The organism is Streptomyces malaysiensis subsp. samsunensis, assembly GCF_024519315.1.
Taxonomy (GTDB): Bacteria; Actinomycetota; Actinomycetes; order Streptomycetales; family Streptomycetaceae; genus Streptomyces; species Streptomyces malaysiensis.
Window position 1 is genome coordinate 39346 of sequence record NZ_JANIIC010000019.1, and the last position, 13278, is coordinate 52623.

Consider the following 13278-nt stretch of genomic DNA (forward strand, 5'->3'; position numbering starts at 1 on the left):
CGCCACGGCCCGCGGCGCCCGAACCGGGCCCCGCCACCGTCCGCCGGTGACGGGGCCCGTCGGTGTGTTCAGCCCCGCTCGGAGCCCGTGGCCACCGGACGGTCCACGTCCGAGGACCATTCGCTCCAGGAGCCGACGTACAGGGCCGCCGGAACGCCCGCGACCGCCAGCGCCAGCACCTGGTGGGCGGCCGAGACCCCGGAGCCGCAGTACACCCCGACCTCGGCGTCCCCGGTGGCACCCAGGGCCGCGAACCGCTCGGCCAGCTGATCGGCGGGCAGGAAGTGGCCGTCCGCGGTGACGTTCTCGGCCGTGGGGGCGGAGACCGCACCCGGGATATGGCCGCCGACGGGGTCGATGGGCTCGACCTCCCCCCGGTAGCGCTCGGCCGCGCGCGCGTCCAGCAGCACCCCGCGCCGCGCGAGCGCCGCCGCGTCATCCGCCTCCAGCAGCGGCAGCTCCCCGGGCCGCGGGACGAAGTCGCCCTCGGGCGCGTCCGGCACATCGGTGGTCAGGGGGCCGCCGACCGCCGTCCAGGCGGGCAGCCCTCCGTCGAGCACCCGGACGGATGAATGACCCGCCCAGCGCAGCAGCCACCACGCGCGCGCCGCGGCCCACCCCTGTCCGCCGTCGTACACCACCACGCGCCGGTCCTGACGTACCCCGGCTCGACGCATCGCGGTCGCGAACGCGGAAAGATCGGGCAGGGGGTGGCGGCCGGACTTTCCGGGCGGGCCCGCGAGCTCGGTGTCGAGATCGACGTAGACGGCACCAGGCAGATGCCCCGCCTCGTATGCGGGGCGGCCGGGAGGCCCGCCGAGCTGCCAGCGCACATCGAGCAGCAGCGGAGGGCGATCTTCCGCCAGCTCGCTCATGAGATCGGATGCGGTGATGATGGCGTTCATGGGGATCATCCTTGCGTAGGTTCTCTGCGACGATTGGACCACCCGGTCACCCGGTGTACGTCTGGGTGACACCAGAGCGCAATGAAGCCGAAACGGATGTGCGGCAATAATTCGGGCATTCTGCTGTGAGGCACGGCGAATTGCGGCTCCGCCAGGGCGCTATGTGCGACAGGTGGTGCAAACATCTGTCGGGCCCCCCGCATCAGCACCTCCGCACGACCGCCCCGCGCCGCCGACCGGCCCGGGGCCGTATGTCCACCACGATGGTCCGAGGAGAGAATGACGTATGACCGAGGCAGCGACTCGGCGCACACCGGGCACGCCCTGCTGGACGAGCCTGATGGTGCACAGCCTTGCCGCGACACAGGACTTCTACCACTCCCTGTTCGGCTGGGAGTTCGCCCCCGGCCCACAGCAGCTGGGCGCGTATGTCCGCGCGGTCCAGGGCGGCCGGCCGGTCGCCGGGTTGAGCGAGCTGCCTCCCGAACGCCACTTGCCCGTGGCCTGGATGACCTATCTGGCCTCCGACGACGCCGATGAGACCGCCGAGATGATCCGCGCGTGCGGCGGCACCGTGGCCGTGGGCCCGCTGGACACCGACGAGGCCGGCCGGATGCTGATCGCCGCCGACCCCGAGGGCGCCGTCTTCGGGGTGTGGCAGGAGTGCGCCTACGCGGCGGCGGAGCCCGGGGCGCCGGGCACCCCGGGCTGGCACGAGCTGCTGACCCGTGACGGCACCGGGGTCCTGAAGTTCTACCGGATGGTCTTCGGCTACCAGGCGGAGACGGCGGCGCCGGAGGAGCCGGGCTGCCGCACCCTGCGCCTGGACGGCCGCCCGGTCTGCGCGATCCAGAGCGTGGGCGACGCCCTGCCCCGCGGCCGCGGCCCGTACTGGATGACGCACTTCGCGGTGGACGATGTGGACGAGACGGTGCGCCGGGTGACCGCGCTGGGCGGTCAGGTGGTGCGGCCCCCGACGCGGGGTGCGACCGGTCATCGGGCCACGGTGCGGGACCCGCAGGGGGCCGCCTTCACCGTCGTGCGGCGCACCGAGGGGTGAGCCGGAGCGCCGGCCGGAGGGCTGGGGGCCGATCCACCGGACGCCCCCTCAGTCGACGGGCAGCACATCCGGCGACAGGGCGGCGGCGCGCGCACGGGCGGCTGTCATCCGGCGCCGGTGGTGACGCCGGCACAGCACCTCGTAACCGACCTCGCTCTCCGGCCGGTTGACGTCGCCCACGACGACCTGGGCGCCCTCGACGACCATCTGGCCGCCGATGGTACGGGCGTTGTGCGTGGCCCGCGCGCCGCACCAGCACAGCGCCTCCACCTGGAGCACCTCCACCCGGTCGGCGAGCTCCACCAGGCGCTGGGAGCCGGGGAAGAGCTTGCTGCGGAAGTCGGTGGTGATGCCGAAGGCGAAGACGTCCACCTCCAGGTCGTCGACCACCCGGGCGAGTTGGTCGATCTGCGGCGGGGTCAGGAACTGCGCCTCGTCCGCGATGATGTAGTCGACCCGGCCCCCGGCGGTCAGCGCGTGGACCACATGGGTGTAGAAGTCGAGGTCGTCGGCGACCTCGATCGCCTTGGTGGCCAGACCGAGGCGCGAGGAGAGCTTGCCCTCACCCTCCCGGTCGTCCCGGGTGTAGATCATCCCCTGGAGCCCGCGCGCCGAGCGGTTGTGCTGGATCTGGAGAGCGAGGGTGCTCTTCCCGCAGTCCATCGTTCCGGAGAAGAACACCAGCTCGGGCATGGGGAGGCGGAGCCTTTCGTAGGGCGGGTGAAAAGGGGCGCTCAGGAGCGTACTTCGAGGAGCGGAACCAGCTGCTCCAGGGGGGTCATCGAACCGTGCAGCCCGACCATGGCGGACTCCTTGGGCTCGGTGTGCGAGGCGACGATCGCGACGTCGTCGCGGGCGGCCGCCACGATGTCGCCGATCCGCCGACGCACCCGGTCGTCGACGCCCTTACCGCCGCCATCGGCACCGCCGGGGCCGCCGAACCAGCCCGCCTCGATGGCCTCGTCACGGGAGGCCACCCACATCCGCTCGCCCAGCACCTCACGCCAGACGGCGAGCACATCGCCCGCGGCGCCGGGGACGGCGTACACATGGCGGGCGCGGCCCTCGCCGCCCAGCAGCGCGACGCCCGCGCGCAGCTCCCAGTCCTCGTCGAAGTCGATGCGCGAGTCCGGGTCGAAGGGGATGTCGATCATGCCGTGGTCGGCGGTGACATACAGCGCCGAGCGGGGCGGAAGCCGCTCGGCGAGCCGCTGGACGAGCCCGTCGACATAGCGGAGCTGATCACGCCACTCGCGCGAGTCCACGCCGAAGCGGTGCCCCTTGCCGTCCACCTCGCTGTAGTACGTGTAGACCAGCGAGCGGCCCGCGGCGCCGAGCTGCTCGGCCGCGAGGTCCATCCGCTCCTCACCGGTGAGCCGCCCGTGGAAGGTGCCGCCGCTCAGCGCGATCTTGGTGAGAGGGGTCTCGGCGAAGGTCGGCGCGGAGACCTGGCAGGTGTGCACGCCCGCGGCGTCCGCGAGCTGGAAGACGGTCGGATACGGCTGCCAGAGGTGCGGATCCGTCCAGGGCTGCCAGCGCAGCTGGTTCATCAACTGGCCGGTGGCCGGGTCCAGCACCGTATAGCCGGCCAGGCCGTGGGCGCCGGGAGGCAGCCCGGTGCCCACCGAGGCGAGCGAGGTCGCGGTGGTGGACGGGAAACCCGCGGTGAGCGGCTTCCCGGAACCGTTCAGCGAACTGGGCAGCAGCGAGGTCAGGAAGGGCGCCTGCTCGGGGTGGGCGCGCAGCAGCTCCCAGCCGAGGCCGTCGACCAGGAAGACGCAGACCCGGTCGGCGGGCGCGAGCGCCAGATCGGAGGAGACCCCCGGGACCTCCTGGCCCGCGGCGACGGCGGGCAGCAGATCGGCGAGCGAGCCGGTGCCGTACTTCGGCAGGGGGGCGGAGCGGGGGTCGAGCGGGGTGGGCTCGGCCCAGAGGGAGGCGGCGGAGGGCAGCGGGCCGGTGGCGGAGCCGGACATCAGCGGCCGGTGTCCGGGGTGGCCGCGGTGGCCTCGGAGAGCGCCTGGGCGAAGGCGAGGGTCTGGCGGACGGTGTCGGGGCCGTCCCCCGCCTCGCTGACCCGCAGGCTGAGGTCGTCGGCGGTGGAGGAGCCGGTGTAGCCGTGGTCGGCCTCGCAGTTGGGGTCGCCGCAGGCGGCGGGCTCCAGGTCGAGGCGGCTGACGGCGCCCCAGCCGATGGTCAGCACCACCTCGCGGGGCAGCGTGCCCGGGGTGTACGACTCGGGGTTGGCGACGACCCGGCTGAGCACGACCGACGAGATCCGCTGGAGCTTCACGGACTCGGTGGAGGTGGTGGCGTACGGCGACGGGGAGGTGCCGTCCGCGGCCTGCTCGTCGGTGTGGCTGACGATGAAGCGATTGCCGGTGAGGACGAGGACCGTGACATGGCGGCGGACCTCGTTGGCATCGAAGGTGGTCTCCTGGTGGACCAGGTACGACACGATGGGCTCCCCGCCCACGGCGGCCTCCACCGCCTCGGCCACGAGTGTCGGGTAATAGCCGCTGCGCTCGATCGCCGCGCGCAGACCCTGGGTCGTCGTACCGGTCTTCGCCATGGGCACCATCCTACGGGGCCGCGCCGACACCGGCGCCTGTGCCCGCCAAGGCCCGGAAGACTCAGTAGGCGGGCATATGGCGCGGGCCGAGGTCGGTGCGCGGGGGCGGCGGGGCGAGCCGCGCCGAGGCACCGAGCACGGAGAGGCCGTGCTGGGCGACGACGACGGGTTCGAGATCGACGGCGACCATCTCGGGATGGTCGTCCACCAGACGGGACACCCTCAGCAGCAACTCCTCCAGGGCCGCGGTGTCCACCGGTTTGGAACCGCGCCAGCCGAACAGCAGCGGCGCGGTCCGGATCGATCTGATCAGCTCGGCGGCGTCCCGGCCGGTGACGGGGACGAGGCCGTGGGCGGTGTCGCCGAGCAGTTCGGAGGGGGCGCCGGCGAGCCCGAAGGAGAGCACGGCCCCGGCGGCGGGGTCGATGGCGGCCCGTACGACGGTGTCCACACCGCGCGGCGCCATCCGCTGCACGACCAGCCCCAGCTCCTCGGGCCGGCCCAGGTAGTCGGTCAACTCGGCGTAGGCCCGGCGCAGTTCCGGCTCGCCGCCCAGCTCCAGCCGCACTCCGCCCAGGTCGGCGCGGTGGCGCAGGTGGGGGGCGGTGGGCTTGAGCGCGACCGGGAAGCCGAGCCGCTCGGCGGCGCGCACGGCGGTGTCGGGGTCGGGCGCGGGGAGCGCGGGCAGCACGCTGACGCCGTAACGGGCCAGGAGGCGCTGGGTGTCGGCGGCGGACAGCTCGACGCCGGGGCTCACGTCGTCGCCGGGACCGCCGCTCGTGACGCCGCTGGCGCCGCTCTCCGCGCCGACGCTCGTACCGTCACCGGCGCCGTCACCGGTCTCACCGCCGGCGCCTTCACCGGCCCCGCCGCTCGCGCCTTCACCGGTCCCGGCGCTCGTGCCCTCGGCCGGGGCGAGCAGCACCTGGATGTCGGCGGCCGCGCCCGCCTCGTCGATGTCGTCGTACTCCGGGACCCGTCCGGGCTCGGCGGCCTCCTGACGCCAGCGCGCGTACCGCACGGCCTCGGCGAGCGCGCGCACGGCCCGCTCGGCGGCGGGGTAGGCGGGGATCCGGCGGGTGCCAGGGGCGGGCTCGCCGCCGGTGCCCGCCAGGGCCTCCGCGAGCTCCTGGATCTCCAGGTGGACCACCGCCACCGGCTTGGCCGGGCCGGGCCCGGACGTCTGGGCCGCCTCCCTCACGGCCGTGGCGAGGGCCCTCGCGCTGCCGTCGCCGACCCAGGGGATGGCGGTGACGACGACGGCGTCGCAGGCGTCGTCGGTAAGGGCCTCGGCAAGGGCGCGCCGGAAGTCCTCCGGGGTGGCGGTCGTGGTCAGGTCGTGGGGCGGCAGCGGGCGGAGCCCCTCGGTGAGGCAGGCGTCGTAGGTGATCAGGCCGAGCGACTCGGAGTTGCCGAGGATCGCGACGCGCGGACCGGCGGGCAGCGGCTGGGAGGCGAGCAGCACCCCGGCGTCGGCGAGTTCGGTGACGGTGTCGACCCGGATGACGCCCGCCTGCCGCAGCAGATCGGAGACGGTGGCGTCCGGGATCCGGGTGGTGGGCACGGCATGGCCGGTGGGGGCGCTGCCGGTGTGGCGGGCGCCCTTGACGACGACCACGGGTTTGACGGCGGCGGTGCGCCGGGCCAGCCGGGTGAACTTGCGGGGGTTGCCGATCGACTCCAGGTACATCAGGACGACGTCGGTCCGCGGATCGTCGTACCAGTACTGGAGCAGGTCGTTGCCGGAGACGTCGGCGCGGTTCCCGGCGGACACGAAGGTCGATATCCCCGCGATCCCGGCGAGGCTCGCCAGCCCGGCGCCGCGCCGGTGCAGCCCGGACAGCAGCGCGATGCCGATCGCCCCGGACTGGGTGAACAGACCCAGCCGGCCGGGGTTGGGCAGCTGCGGGGACAGGGAGGCGTTCAGCCGGACGCCCTCGGCGGTGTTGATGACGCCGAAGGCGTTGGGGCCGATGACGCGCATGCCGTGGGAGCGGGCCTGGCGGACGAGGTCGCGCTGTCGGTCGCGGCCCTCGCGCCCGCTCTCGGCGTACCCGGCGGAGAGCACGACGAGGCCCTGGACGCCGTGGTCGCCGCATTCGGCCACCACGGCGGGCACCCGCTCGGCGGGGACGGCGACGACGGCCAGGTCCACCGGCTCCTCTATGGCGCGCAGCGAGCGATGAGCCGGGACGCCCTCGGGCTCCAGGCGCTCCATGTCGTCGGGGAAGGCGTGGTTGACGGCGTGGACGCGGCCGGTGAAGCCGCCGTCCAGGAGGTTGCGCAGCACGGTGCGGCCGACGCCGCCGGGCGTGCGGCTGGTGCCGATGACGGCGACGGAGCCGGGCGCGAGCAGCCGCTGGACTGAGCGGGCCTCGGCCCGCTGCTCGCGCCCGCGCATGACGGCCAGGGAGCGGTCGGTGGGTTCGAGGTCGAACTCGAGCCGGACGACCCCGTCCTCGAAGCTGCGCTTCTGGGTGTAGCCCGCGTCCGTGAACACCTTGATCATCTTGGTGTTGGCGGGCAGCACCTCGGCTGCGAACCGGCGGATGCCCCGCTCGCGCGCGACGGCGGCGATGTGTTCCAGGAGCGCGGAGGCCACCCCGCGGCCCTGGTGGGCGTCCTGGACGAGGAAGGCGACCTCGGCCTCGTCGGCGGGGGCCGCGGCGGGCATCCCACGGGCGTCGATGCGGTCGTAGCGCACGGTGGCGATGAACTCGTCCCCGACGGTGGCCGCCAGGCCCACCCGATCGACGTAGTCGTGGTGGGTGAAGCGGTGGACGTCGCGGTCGGAGAGGCGGGGGTAGGGCGCGAAGAAGCGGTAGTACTTCGACTCGTCCGAGACCCGCTCGTAGAAGCTGACCAGCCGCTGGGCGTCATCGGTGGTGATGGGACGGATCTGGGCCGTGCCGCCGTCCCGGAGCACCACATCGGCTTCCCAGTGGGTCGGGTAGGCGTGATGGTCCGACGGGCTCCGCATGGGGCCAGGGTACGGGCCCCGCCCGGTCCGGATGGTGGACACCCTTGCGTCGGGGCCGAGTGTCGGGGGAAGGTCCGTATCGGGCCGGTCCGGGCATGCTCGGACCCACTCGGACATCGTCCGGGTGGATCCGGACACCGTATGATTTTGGTCTAGACAACAGCACCGTCACACCTGAAGGGCAACACCATGGCTGAGCGCCGCGTCACCATCGGCTGGGCCGAGGGCCTGCACGCCCGCCCTGCGTCGATCTTCGTCCGGGCGGCCACCGCCGCCGGCGTCCCCATCACGATCGCCAAGGGCGACGGCACCCCGGTCAACGCCGCCTCCATGCTGGCCGTGCTCGGCCTGGGGGCCCAGGGCGGCGAGGAGGTCGTCCTCGCTTCCGACGCGGACGACGCCGAGGTCGCGCTCGACCGGCTGGCGAAGCTGGTGGCCGAGGGTCTCGAGGAGCTCCCCGAGACCGTCTGATTCCCGTCCGATTCCCGGGGGTTTCTCTTGTGATTCCCGAGTGAATCCGCGAGTCAGGGAATCGGCACAGCGGGGCCGCGGTGGCCGTAATGGTCACCGCGGCCCCGCTGTTTTCCGGTTTCCGCTCTCGGAGACGGAGAACCGAGCGCCGTGAAACCGCGCCGAGAATTCCCACGACTTGTATACGGGATCTCTGTTAATTCCGGCCGCTCGCCGTGTTTTCGGAATGTTTCGAAACCCTCACCGGGACCGGGCGGCGCAGCCGGTATTCCGACAGCGCGCGCTCGGTGTGCGCGGCGGCCAGGGCCCGCGCCCGGTCGGCGTCGCCGCGCGCCACCGCGTCCACCAGCGCGCCGTGCTCCGCCCAGGACTCCACGGCCCGCGCGGCGGGGTCGGGGCGCGGGGCGGACCCGGGCGGCGCGGGGTGCGGCGCGGAAGCCGCCGCGTACACCCATGCGGTCTTGCGGCGCAGCTGGACCAGCATCGCGGCCAGGCTCGGGCTGCCGGACGCCTGGGCGAGCGTCTCGTGGAACCAGTCGCCCAGCGGCCGCAGTTCGCCGAGCCGGCCGCACTGGGCCCGCTCCCGGCCGAGCCGGACCAGCCCGCGCAACACCTTCAGATGGGCCTCGGTGCGGCGCTGTGCGGCCCGTGCGGCGCCCAGCGGCTCCAGCAGCGCGCGGATGTCCAGCAGATCGGCCGCCTCGCGCTCGGAGGGCTGGGCGACGCAGGCCCCCGCGTGCCGCCGGGTGGTCACGAAACCCTCGGACTCCAGGGTGCGCAGCGCCTCGCGGACCGGGACCCGCGAGACGCCGTAGCGCCGGGCGAGGAGTTCCTCGGTGAGCCGGCCGCCGGGCGGATATGTGCCGGAGACGATGTCGTCGCGAATCGCGGTGCACACCGCATGTGCCGAAATCCGGCGGCCGCCCTGGACCTCGGTCGTATCCCCGCTCACTTCCGGTCCCACATTGTCGAACCTCCGCCTTAACACCCGCGAAACGCGCCCATTGAACGCGCGTTGAACGACTCTATTCCAATCGGACGCAATTTCCGATGGCGGGGCCCATTTCATGGATATTTTTTGGTCAGCGGGCGGCCGCACGCCGAAGGCACCGTCCGGTGGACGGGGCCTTCTCGGAGTCTCGCGGCACCGCGGGGGTGTCCGCGCGGTCTTCACGGTCTTCGCGGTCTTGCGGGCCGGATGTCGACCGGGGCCGGATGTCGACCGGGTCAGACGTTGACGCCGTGCGAACGCAGATACGACAGCGGGTCGATGTCCGAGCCGTAGTCCTCGCCGGTGCGGGCCTCGAAGTGCAGATGCGGACCGGTGACGTTGCCGGTGGCGCCCGACAGCCCGATCTGCTGGCCGGGGGTGACCTGCTGGCCGACCGAGACGCTGATGGACGACAGGTGGCCGTACTGGGTGTAGGTGCCGTCGTTCATCTTGATGACGACATTGTTGCCGTAGGAGCCGCCCCAGCCCGCCTCGACGACCTCGCCGATGCCCACGGAGTGCACCGAGGTGCCGGTGGAGGCGTGGAAGTCGATACCGGTGTGGCTGCCGGAGGACCACAGACCGCTGGACGCGTGATAGCCGGTGGAGACGTAGGAGCCGGTGATCGGCGACACGAAGGTGTTGAGCCGCCGGCGCTCGGCCTCGCGCGCCGCGCGCTCCTTGGCCTCACGCTCGGCCTTGGCCTTCTTCGCCGCGGCCTCCGCCTTCCTGGCGGCCTCCTGGCGGGCGATCGCCTCCGCCTTGGCCTTGGCGGCGGCCTGCTCGGCGGCGGTCTCCTGGGACTGCGCCTGGGCCTCGATGTGGTCCGCGATCCCGTCGCCGATGGCGATCGCCTGGGTCAGACCGGCCTGCTGGGGAGCGGTGCCCCCGTCGGCCGCGAACGCCTGCCCGGTTATCCCGGCGACGACGCCCGAGGCGACCGTGGTGATACCCACGACATTCGCGCCGGTGCGGATGTTGACCTTGCTGGTGCGGCGGTGCTTCCCGGTGGCAGCGCGGGTGGACGCCATATTGTGGCGCACTCCTTTCCTTCCTTCTCGCCTACCGGGTTAGCTGACGGGTTCGGAGCAGGAAGGTCTCCTACGGACTCCTCCCCCGGCCGGGGAAGGCGCCCGATTCACCCCTGGGGACGTGTTGGGTCCCCGGCTCCCCTGGCTTGCGCCGTACGGGGACTCGGCGATGACTGTCCGTGCCGCGGGTGCGGCGGGTCACTGGCGAACAGCCGGACCGACGCTAGACGGGCCCGCTTTCGATCACCAAACGGTTCCCGATTTTTGTTGCTCTCCCCACAAACCAAACAAGCAGCCAACCCCATAAACCGGACATGAAGGAAGGACCCCGGCACCTCTCGGTGCCGGGGTCCTTCCCCTGTTCGCTCGTTGCCGGACCGCCCCGCCGGACCGCCCTGCCGGATCGTCAGCGAGCCCGCCGGATGGGCGGCTCATCGACCGGATCCGGCCAACTCCGGGCGGCTCAGCCGGAGATGACGCGCACCTCGCCGATGCCCAGCGCCCGGACCGGCTCCGCGATCGCCGAGGCATCCCCGACCAACACCGTGACCAGCCGGTCCGCCGGGAAGGCGCTCACCACCGCGGCGGTCGCCTCCACCGTGCCGGTCTCCGCGAGCCGGGCGTACAACTGCGCCTGGAAATCGTCCGGAAGATGCTGCTCGACCTGGTCGGCCAGGGTGCCCGCGACGGACGCCGCCGTCTCGTACTTCAGCGGGGCGACGCCCACCAGGTTCTGCACCGCGACATCGCGCTCCTCGTCGGTGAGCCCCTCCTCCTTCAGCGTGCGCAGCACCTTCCAGAGGTCCTCCAGCGCGGGGCCGGTGACCTCGGTGGCCACCGAACCGCTGATCGCCAGCATCGCGGCGCCCCCGGATCCGCCCGCGGGCGCGGAGCGCAGCACCTGGCCGAAGGCGCGCACCCCGTAGGTGTAGCCCTTCTCCTCGCGCAGCACCCGGTCGAGGCGGGAGGTGAGGGTGCCGCCCAGGCAGTACGTGCCGAGCACCTGCGCGGGCCAGACCCGGTCGTGGCGGTCGGCGCCGATGCGCCCGATGAGCAGCTGGGTCTGCACCGCGCCCGGCCGGTCGACGATCACCACACGGCCGGTGTCGTCCGCGACGATGGGCGGAGCCGTGCGCGGCGCGGCCGTCCCGCCCGTCCAGGCGCCGAGGGTGTCGGCGAGCGCCTGGTCGACGTCGACACCGGCGAGGTCGCCCACGATGACGGCGGTGGCGGTGGAGGGGCGGACATGCGCCTCGTAGAAGGCCCGCACGGCCGCGGCGTCGATGCCCTCGATGGTCTCCTGGGTGCCCTGACGCGGCCGGGACATGCGCGACTCGGCCGGGAAGAGGTCCGCGGCGAAGGCCATCGAGGCGCGGCGGGCCGGATTGGCCAGCTCATGGGGGATCTCGTCCAGCCGGTTGCGCACCAGCCGCTCGACCTCGCCGTCCGGGAAGGCGGGGGCGCGCAGGGCGTCGGCCAGCAGACCGAGCGCCTTGGGCAGCCGGGAGACCGGAACCTCCAGGGAGACGCGGACACCGGGGTGGTCGGCGTGCGCGTCCAGCGTGGCGCCGCAGCGCTCGAGCTCGGCGGCGAACTCCTCGGCGTCGTGCTTGTCGGTGCCCTCCGACAGGGCGCGCGCCATGATCGTGGCGACGCCTTCGAGCCCGGCCGGCTCGGCGTCCAGCGGCGCCTCCAGATTGATCTCGACGGCGACGACCTGCTGGCCGGGGCGGTGGCAGCGCAGCACGGTGAGGCCGTTGGGCAGCTCACCGCGCTCGGGGGCCGGGAACGCCCACGGCCTGGGGGCGCCGCCCTTGGGCTGCGGGTGGAACGTCATGGTCGCGGTGACGGCGTCGCTCACTGGGCCGCCTCCCCTTCTGCGTCGGTCTCGGCGGCTTCGTCGGCGGTGCCGGCTGCGTCCTCGGCGCCCTGGACGGGCTCGTAGACCAGCACGGCGCGGTTGTCGGGACGCAGCCGCGCCGCGGCCACGGCCCGCACCTCCTCGGGGGTGATGTCCAGCACCCGCTCCACTGCGGTCAGCGCCAGCTGCGGATCGCCGAAGAGCACGGCGTACCGGCAGAGCTCGTCGGCCCGGCCGCCGACCGTGGCCAGCCGGTCCAGCCACTCGCGCTCGATCTGCGCCTGAGCGCGCTCCATCTCCTGCGGGGTGGGCCCCTCCTCGGCGAAGCGGGTCAGCTCCTCGTCGACGGCGGCCTCGATGGCGGGCACCTCGACACCGCCGGAGGTCTTCACGTCCAGCCAGCCCAGCGAGGGGGCGCCCGAAAGCCGCAGCAGGCCGAATCCGGCGGCCACCGCGGTGCGGTCGCGGCGCACCAGGCGGTTGTGGAGCCGGGAGGACTCCCCGCCACCGAGGACGGTCAGCGCCAGGTCGGCGGCGTCGGACTCGCGGGTGCCGTCGTGCGGCAACCGGTAGGCCGCCATCAGGGCGCGGGCCGGGACCTCCTCCTCCACGACCTCGCGCAGCTGGCCGCCGATCACCTCGGGGAGCGTGCCGTCGCGGGGCGGCCGCTTGCCGTCGTGGGAGGGGATGGAGCCGAAGTACTTCTCGACCCAGGCGAGCGTCTGTTCGGGGTCGATGTCGCCGACGATCGACAGGACGGCGTTGTTGGGGGCGTAGTAGGTGCGGAAGAACTCCCGCGCGTCCTCCAGGGAGGCCGCGTCCAGGTCGGCCATGGAGCCGATCGGGGTGTGGTGGTACGGGTGGCCCTCGGGATAGGCCATGGCGACGAGCTTCTCGAAGGCGGTGCCGTACGGGACGTTGTCGTACCGCTGGCGGCGCTCGTTCTTGACGACGTCGCGCTGGTTCTCCAGGCTCTCCTCGTCCAGCGCGGTCAGGAGGGACCCCATGCGGTCGGCCTCCAGCCACAGGGCGAGCTCGACCTGGTGGGCGGGCATGGTCTCGAAGTAGTTGGTGCGCTCGAAGCTGGTCGTGCCGTTGAGCGAGCCGCCGGCCCCCTGCACCAGCTCGAAGTGGCCGTTCCCGGTGACCTGCGACGAGCCCTGGAACATCAGGTGCTCGAAGAGGTGGGCCAGGCCGGTGCGCCCCTTGACCTCATGGCGTGAGCCGACGTCGTACCACAGACAGACCGCGGCGACCGGGGTCAGATGGTCCTCGGAGAGCACCACGCGCAGGCCATTGGCCAGGCGGTGCTCGGTCGCTTTCAGGCCGCCGGAGCCGGCCTGCTGCGTGGCCGTGTGACCCATGGGCATGTACGTCCCTTCGATCGCGTGATGGAGCGCGTGCCAG

Annotated in this window: 11 protein-coding genes and 1 riboswitch; of the genes, 2 read left to right on the forward strand and 9 right to left on the reverse strand. The window is 73.1% G+C overall.

Going from position 1 to position 13278, the window contains the following annotated elements; genetic code table 11:
• Nucleotides 1–68: 68 nt before the first annotated feature.
• Nucleotides 69–905 carry a sulfurtransferase gene (locus NQU54_RS17960; RefSeq protein WP_257631948.1) on the reverse strand — a complete coding sequence of 279 codons (837 nt, stop codon included), beginning with the start codon at nucleotides 903–905 and terminating at the stop codon, nucleotides 69–71.
• Nucleotides 906–1191: 286 nt separating this feature from the next.
• On the opposite strand from NQU54_RS17960, the gene NQU54_RS17965 reads away from it, so the two are divergent.
• Nucleotides 1192–1965, forward strand: a complete 774-nt coding sequence (locus NQU54_RS17965) for a VOC family protein (protein ID WP_257631949.1) — start codon at nucleotides 1192–1194, stop codon at nucleotides 1963–1965.
• A gap of 48 nt (nucleotides 1966–2013) precedes the next feature.
• Here the strand turns inward: NQU54_RS17965 and NQU54_RS17970 are convergent, their stop codons facing one another.
• The 4 genes from NQU54_RS17970 to NQU54_RS17985 form a co-directional block, all read right to left on the reverse strand.
• The gene (locus NQU54_RS17970) at nucleotides 2014–2658 is read right to left on the reverse strand and encodes a thymidine kinase (RefSeq protein WP_069867844.1); all 645 of its coding nucleotides are present in this window, start codon (nucleotides 2656–2658) and stop codon (nucleotides 2014–2016) included.
• 41 nt (nucleotides 2659–2699) lie between these two features.
• Entirely contained in the window at nucleotides 2700–3941 is a 1242-nt protein-coding gene (locus NQU54_RS17975; RefSeq protein WP_257631950.1) for an alkaline phosphatase family protein, read from the reverse strand.
• Nucleotides 3941–4537, reverse strand: a complete 597-nt coding sequence (locus tag NQU54_RS17980; RefSeq protein WP_069867846.1) for a DUF5998 family protein — start codon at nucleotides 4535–4537, stop codon at nucleotides 3941–3943. The genes NQU54_RS17975 and NQU54_RS17980 overlap by 1 nt, the downstream gene beginning before the upstream one ends.
• 61 nt (nucleotides 4538–4598) lie before the next feature.
• Entirely contained in the window at nucleotides 4599–7517 is a 2919-nt protein-coding gene (locus NQU54_RS17985; protein ID WP_257631951.1) for a bifunctional acetate--CoA ligase family protein/GNAT family N-acetyltransferase, read from the reverse strand.
• Between the two features lie 189 nt (nucleotides 7518–7706).
• Between NQU54_RS17985 and NQU54_RS17990 the strand changes: the two genes are divergently transcribed.
• On the forward strand, nucleotides 7707–7988 hold the full coding sequence (locus tag NQU54_RS17990; protein ID WP_020867963.1) for an HPr family phosphocarrier protein: 282 nt from the start codon (nucleotides 7707–7709) through the stop codon (nucleotides 7986–7988).
• 196 nt (nucleotides 7989–8184) lie between these two features.
• Here NQU54_RS17990 and NQU54_RS17995 read toward each other — a convergent pair whose 3' ends face one another.
• The 4 genes from NQU54_RS17995 to NQU54_RS18010 all read right to left on the reverse strand — a co-directional run bounded on the left by NQU54_RS17995 (nucleotide 8185) and on the right by NQU54_RS18010 (nucleotide 13235).
• Nucleotides 8185–8940, reverse strand: a complete 756-nt coding sequence (locus NQU54_RS17995; RefSeq protein WP_079259229.1) for a GntR family transcriptional regulator — start codon at nucleotides 8938–8940, stop codon at nucleotides 8185–8187.
• A gap of 275 nt (nucleotides 8941–9215) precedes the next feature.
• Complete coding sequence (locus tag NQU54_RS18000) at nucleotides 9216–10010, reverse strand: M23 family metallopeptidase (RefSeq protein ID WP_257631952.1); 795 nt, start codon at nucleotides 10008–10010, stop codon at nucleotides 9216–9218.
• Between the two features lie 14 nt (nucleotides 10011–10024).
• Nucleotides 10025–10189, reverse strand: a riboswitch (cyclic di-AMP (ydaO/yuaA leader).
• 284 nt (nucleotides 10190–10473) lie between these two features.
• Nucleotides 10474–11871: a M16 family metallopeptidase gene (locus tag NQU54_RS18005; protein WP_257631953.1), complete on the reverse strand. Its 1398-nt coding sequence runs from the start codon at nucleotides 11869–11871 to the stop codon at nucleotides 10474–10476.
• Nucleotides 11868–13235: a M16 family metallopeptidase gene (locus NQU54_RS18010; protein WP_257631994.1), complete on the reverse strand. Its 1368-nt coding sequence runs from the start codon at nucleotides 13233–13235 to the stop codon at nucleotides 11868–11870. The genes NQU54_RS18005 and NQU54_RS18010 overlap by 4 nt, the downstream gene beginning before the upstream one ends.
• Nucleotides 13236–13278: the final 43 nt, after the last annotated feature.

Bases quoted from the DNA above. Each gene is read 5' to 3' on its own strand.
- NQU54_RS17960 (WP_257631948.1), bottom strand. From the start codon at position 905: ATGAACGCCATCATCACCGCATCCGATCTCATGAGCGAGCTGGCGGAA.
- NQU54_RS17965 (WP_257631949.1), top strand. From the start codon at position 1,192: ATGACCGAGGCAGCGACTCGGCGCACACCGGGCACGCCCTGCTGGACG.
- NQU54_RS17970 (WP_069867844.1), bottom strand. From the start codon at position 2,658: ATGCCCGAGCTGGTGTTCTTCTCCGGAACGATGGACTGCGGGAAGAGC.
- NQU54_RS17975 (WP_257631950.1), bottom strand. From the start codon at position 3,941: ATGTCCGGCTCCGCCACCGGCCCGCTGCCCTCCGCCGCCTCCCTCTGG.
- NQU54_RS17980 (WP_069867846.1), bottom strand. From the start codon at position 4,537: ATGGCGAAGACCGGTACGACGACCCAGGGTCTGCGCGCGGCGATCGAG.
- NQU54_RS17985 (WP_257631951.1), bottom strand. From the start codon at position 7,517: ATGCGGAGCCCGTCGGACCATCACGCCTACCCGACCCACTGGGAAGCC.
- NQU54_RS17990 (WP_020867963.1), top strand. From the start codon at position 7,707: ATGGCTGAGCGCCGCGTCACCATCGGCTGGGCCGAGGGCCTGCACGCC.
- NQU54_RS18000 (WP_257631952.1), bottom strand. From the start codon at position 10,010: ATGGCGTCCACCCGCGCTGCCACCGGGAAGCACCGCCGCACCAGCAAG.
- NQU54_RS18010 (WP_257631994.1), bottom strand. From the start codon at position 13,235: ATGGGTCACACGGCCACGCAGCAGGCCGGCTCCGGCGGCCTGAAAGCG.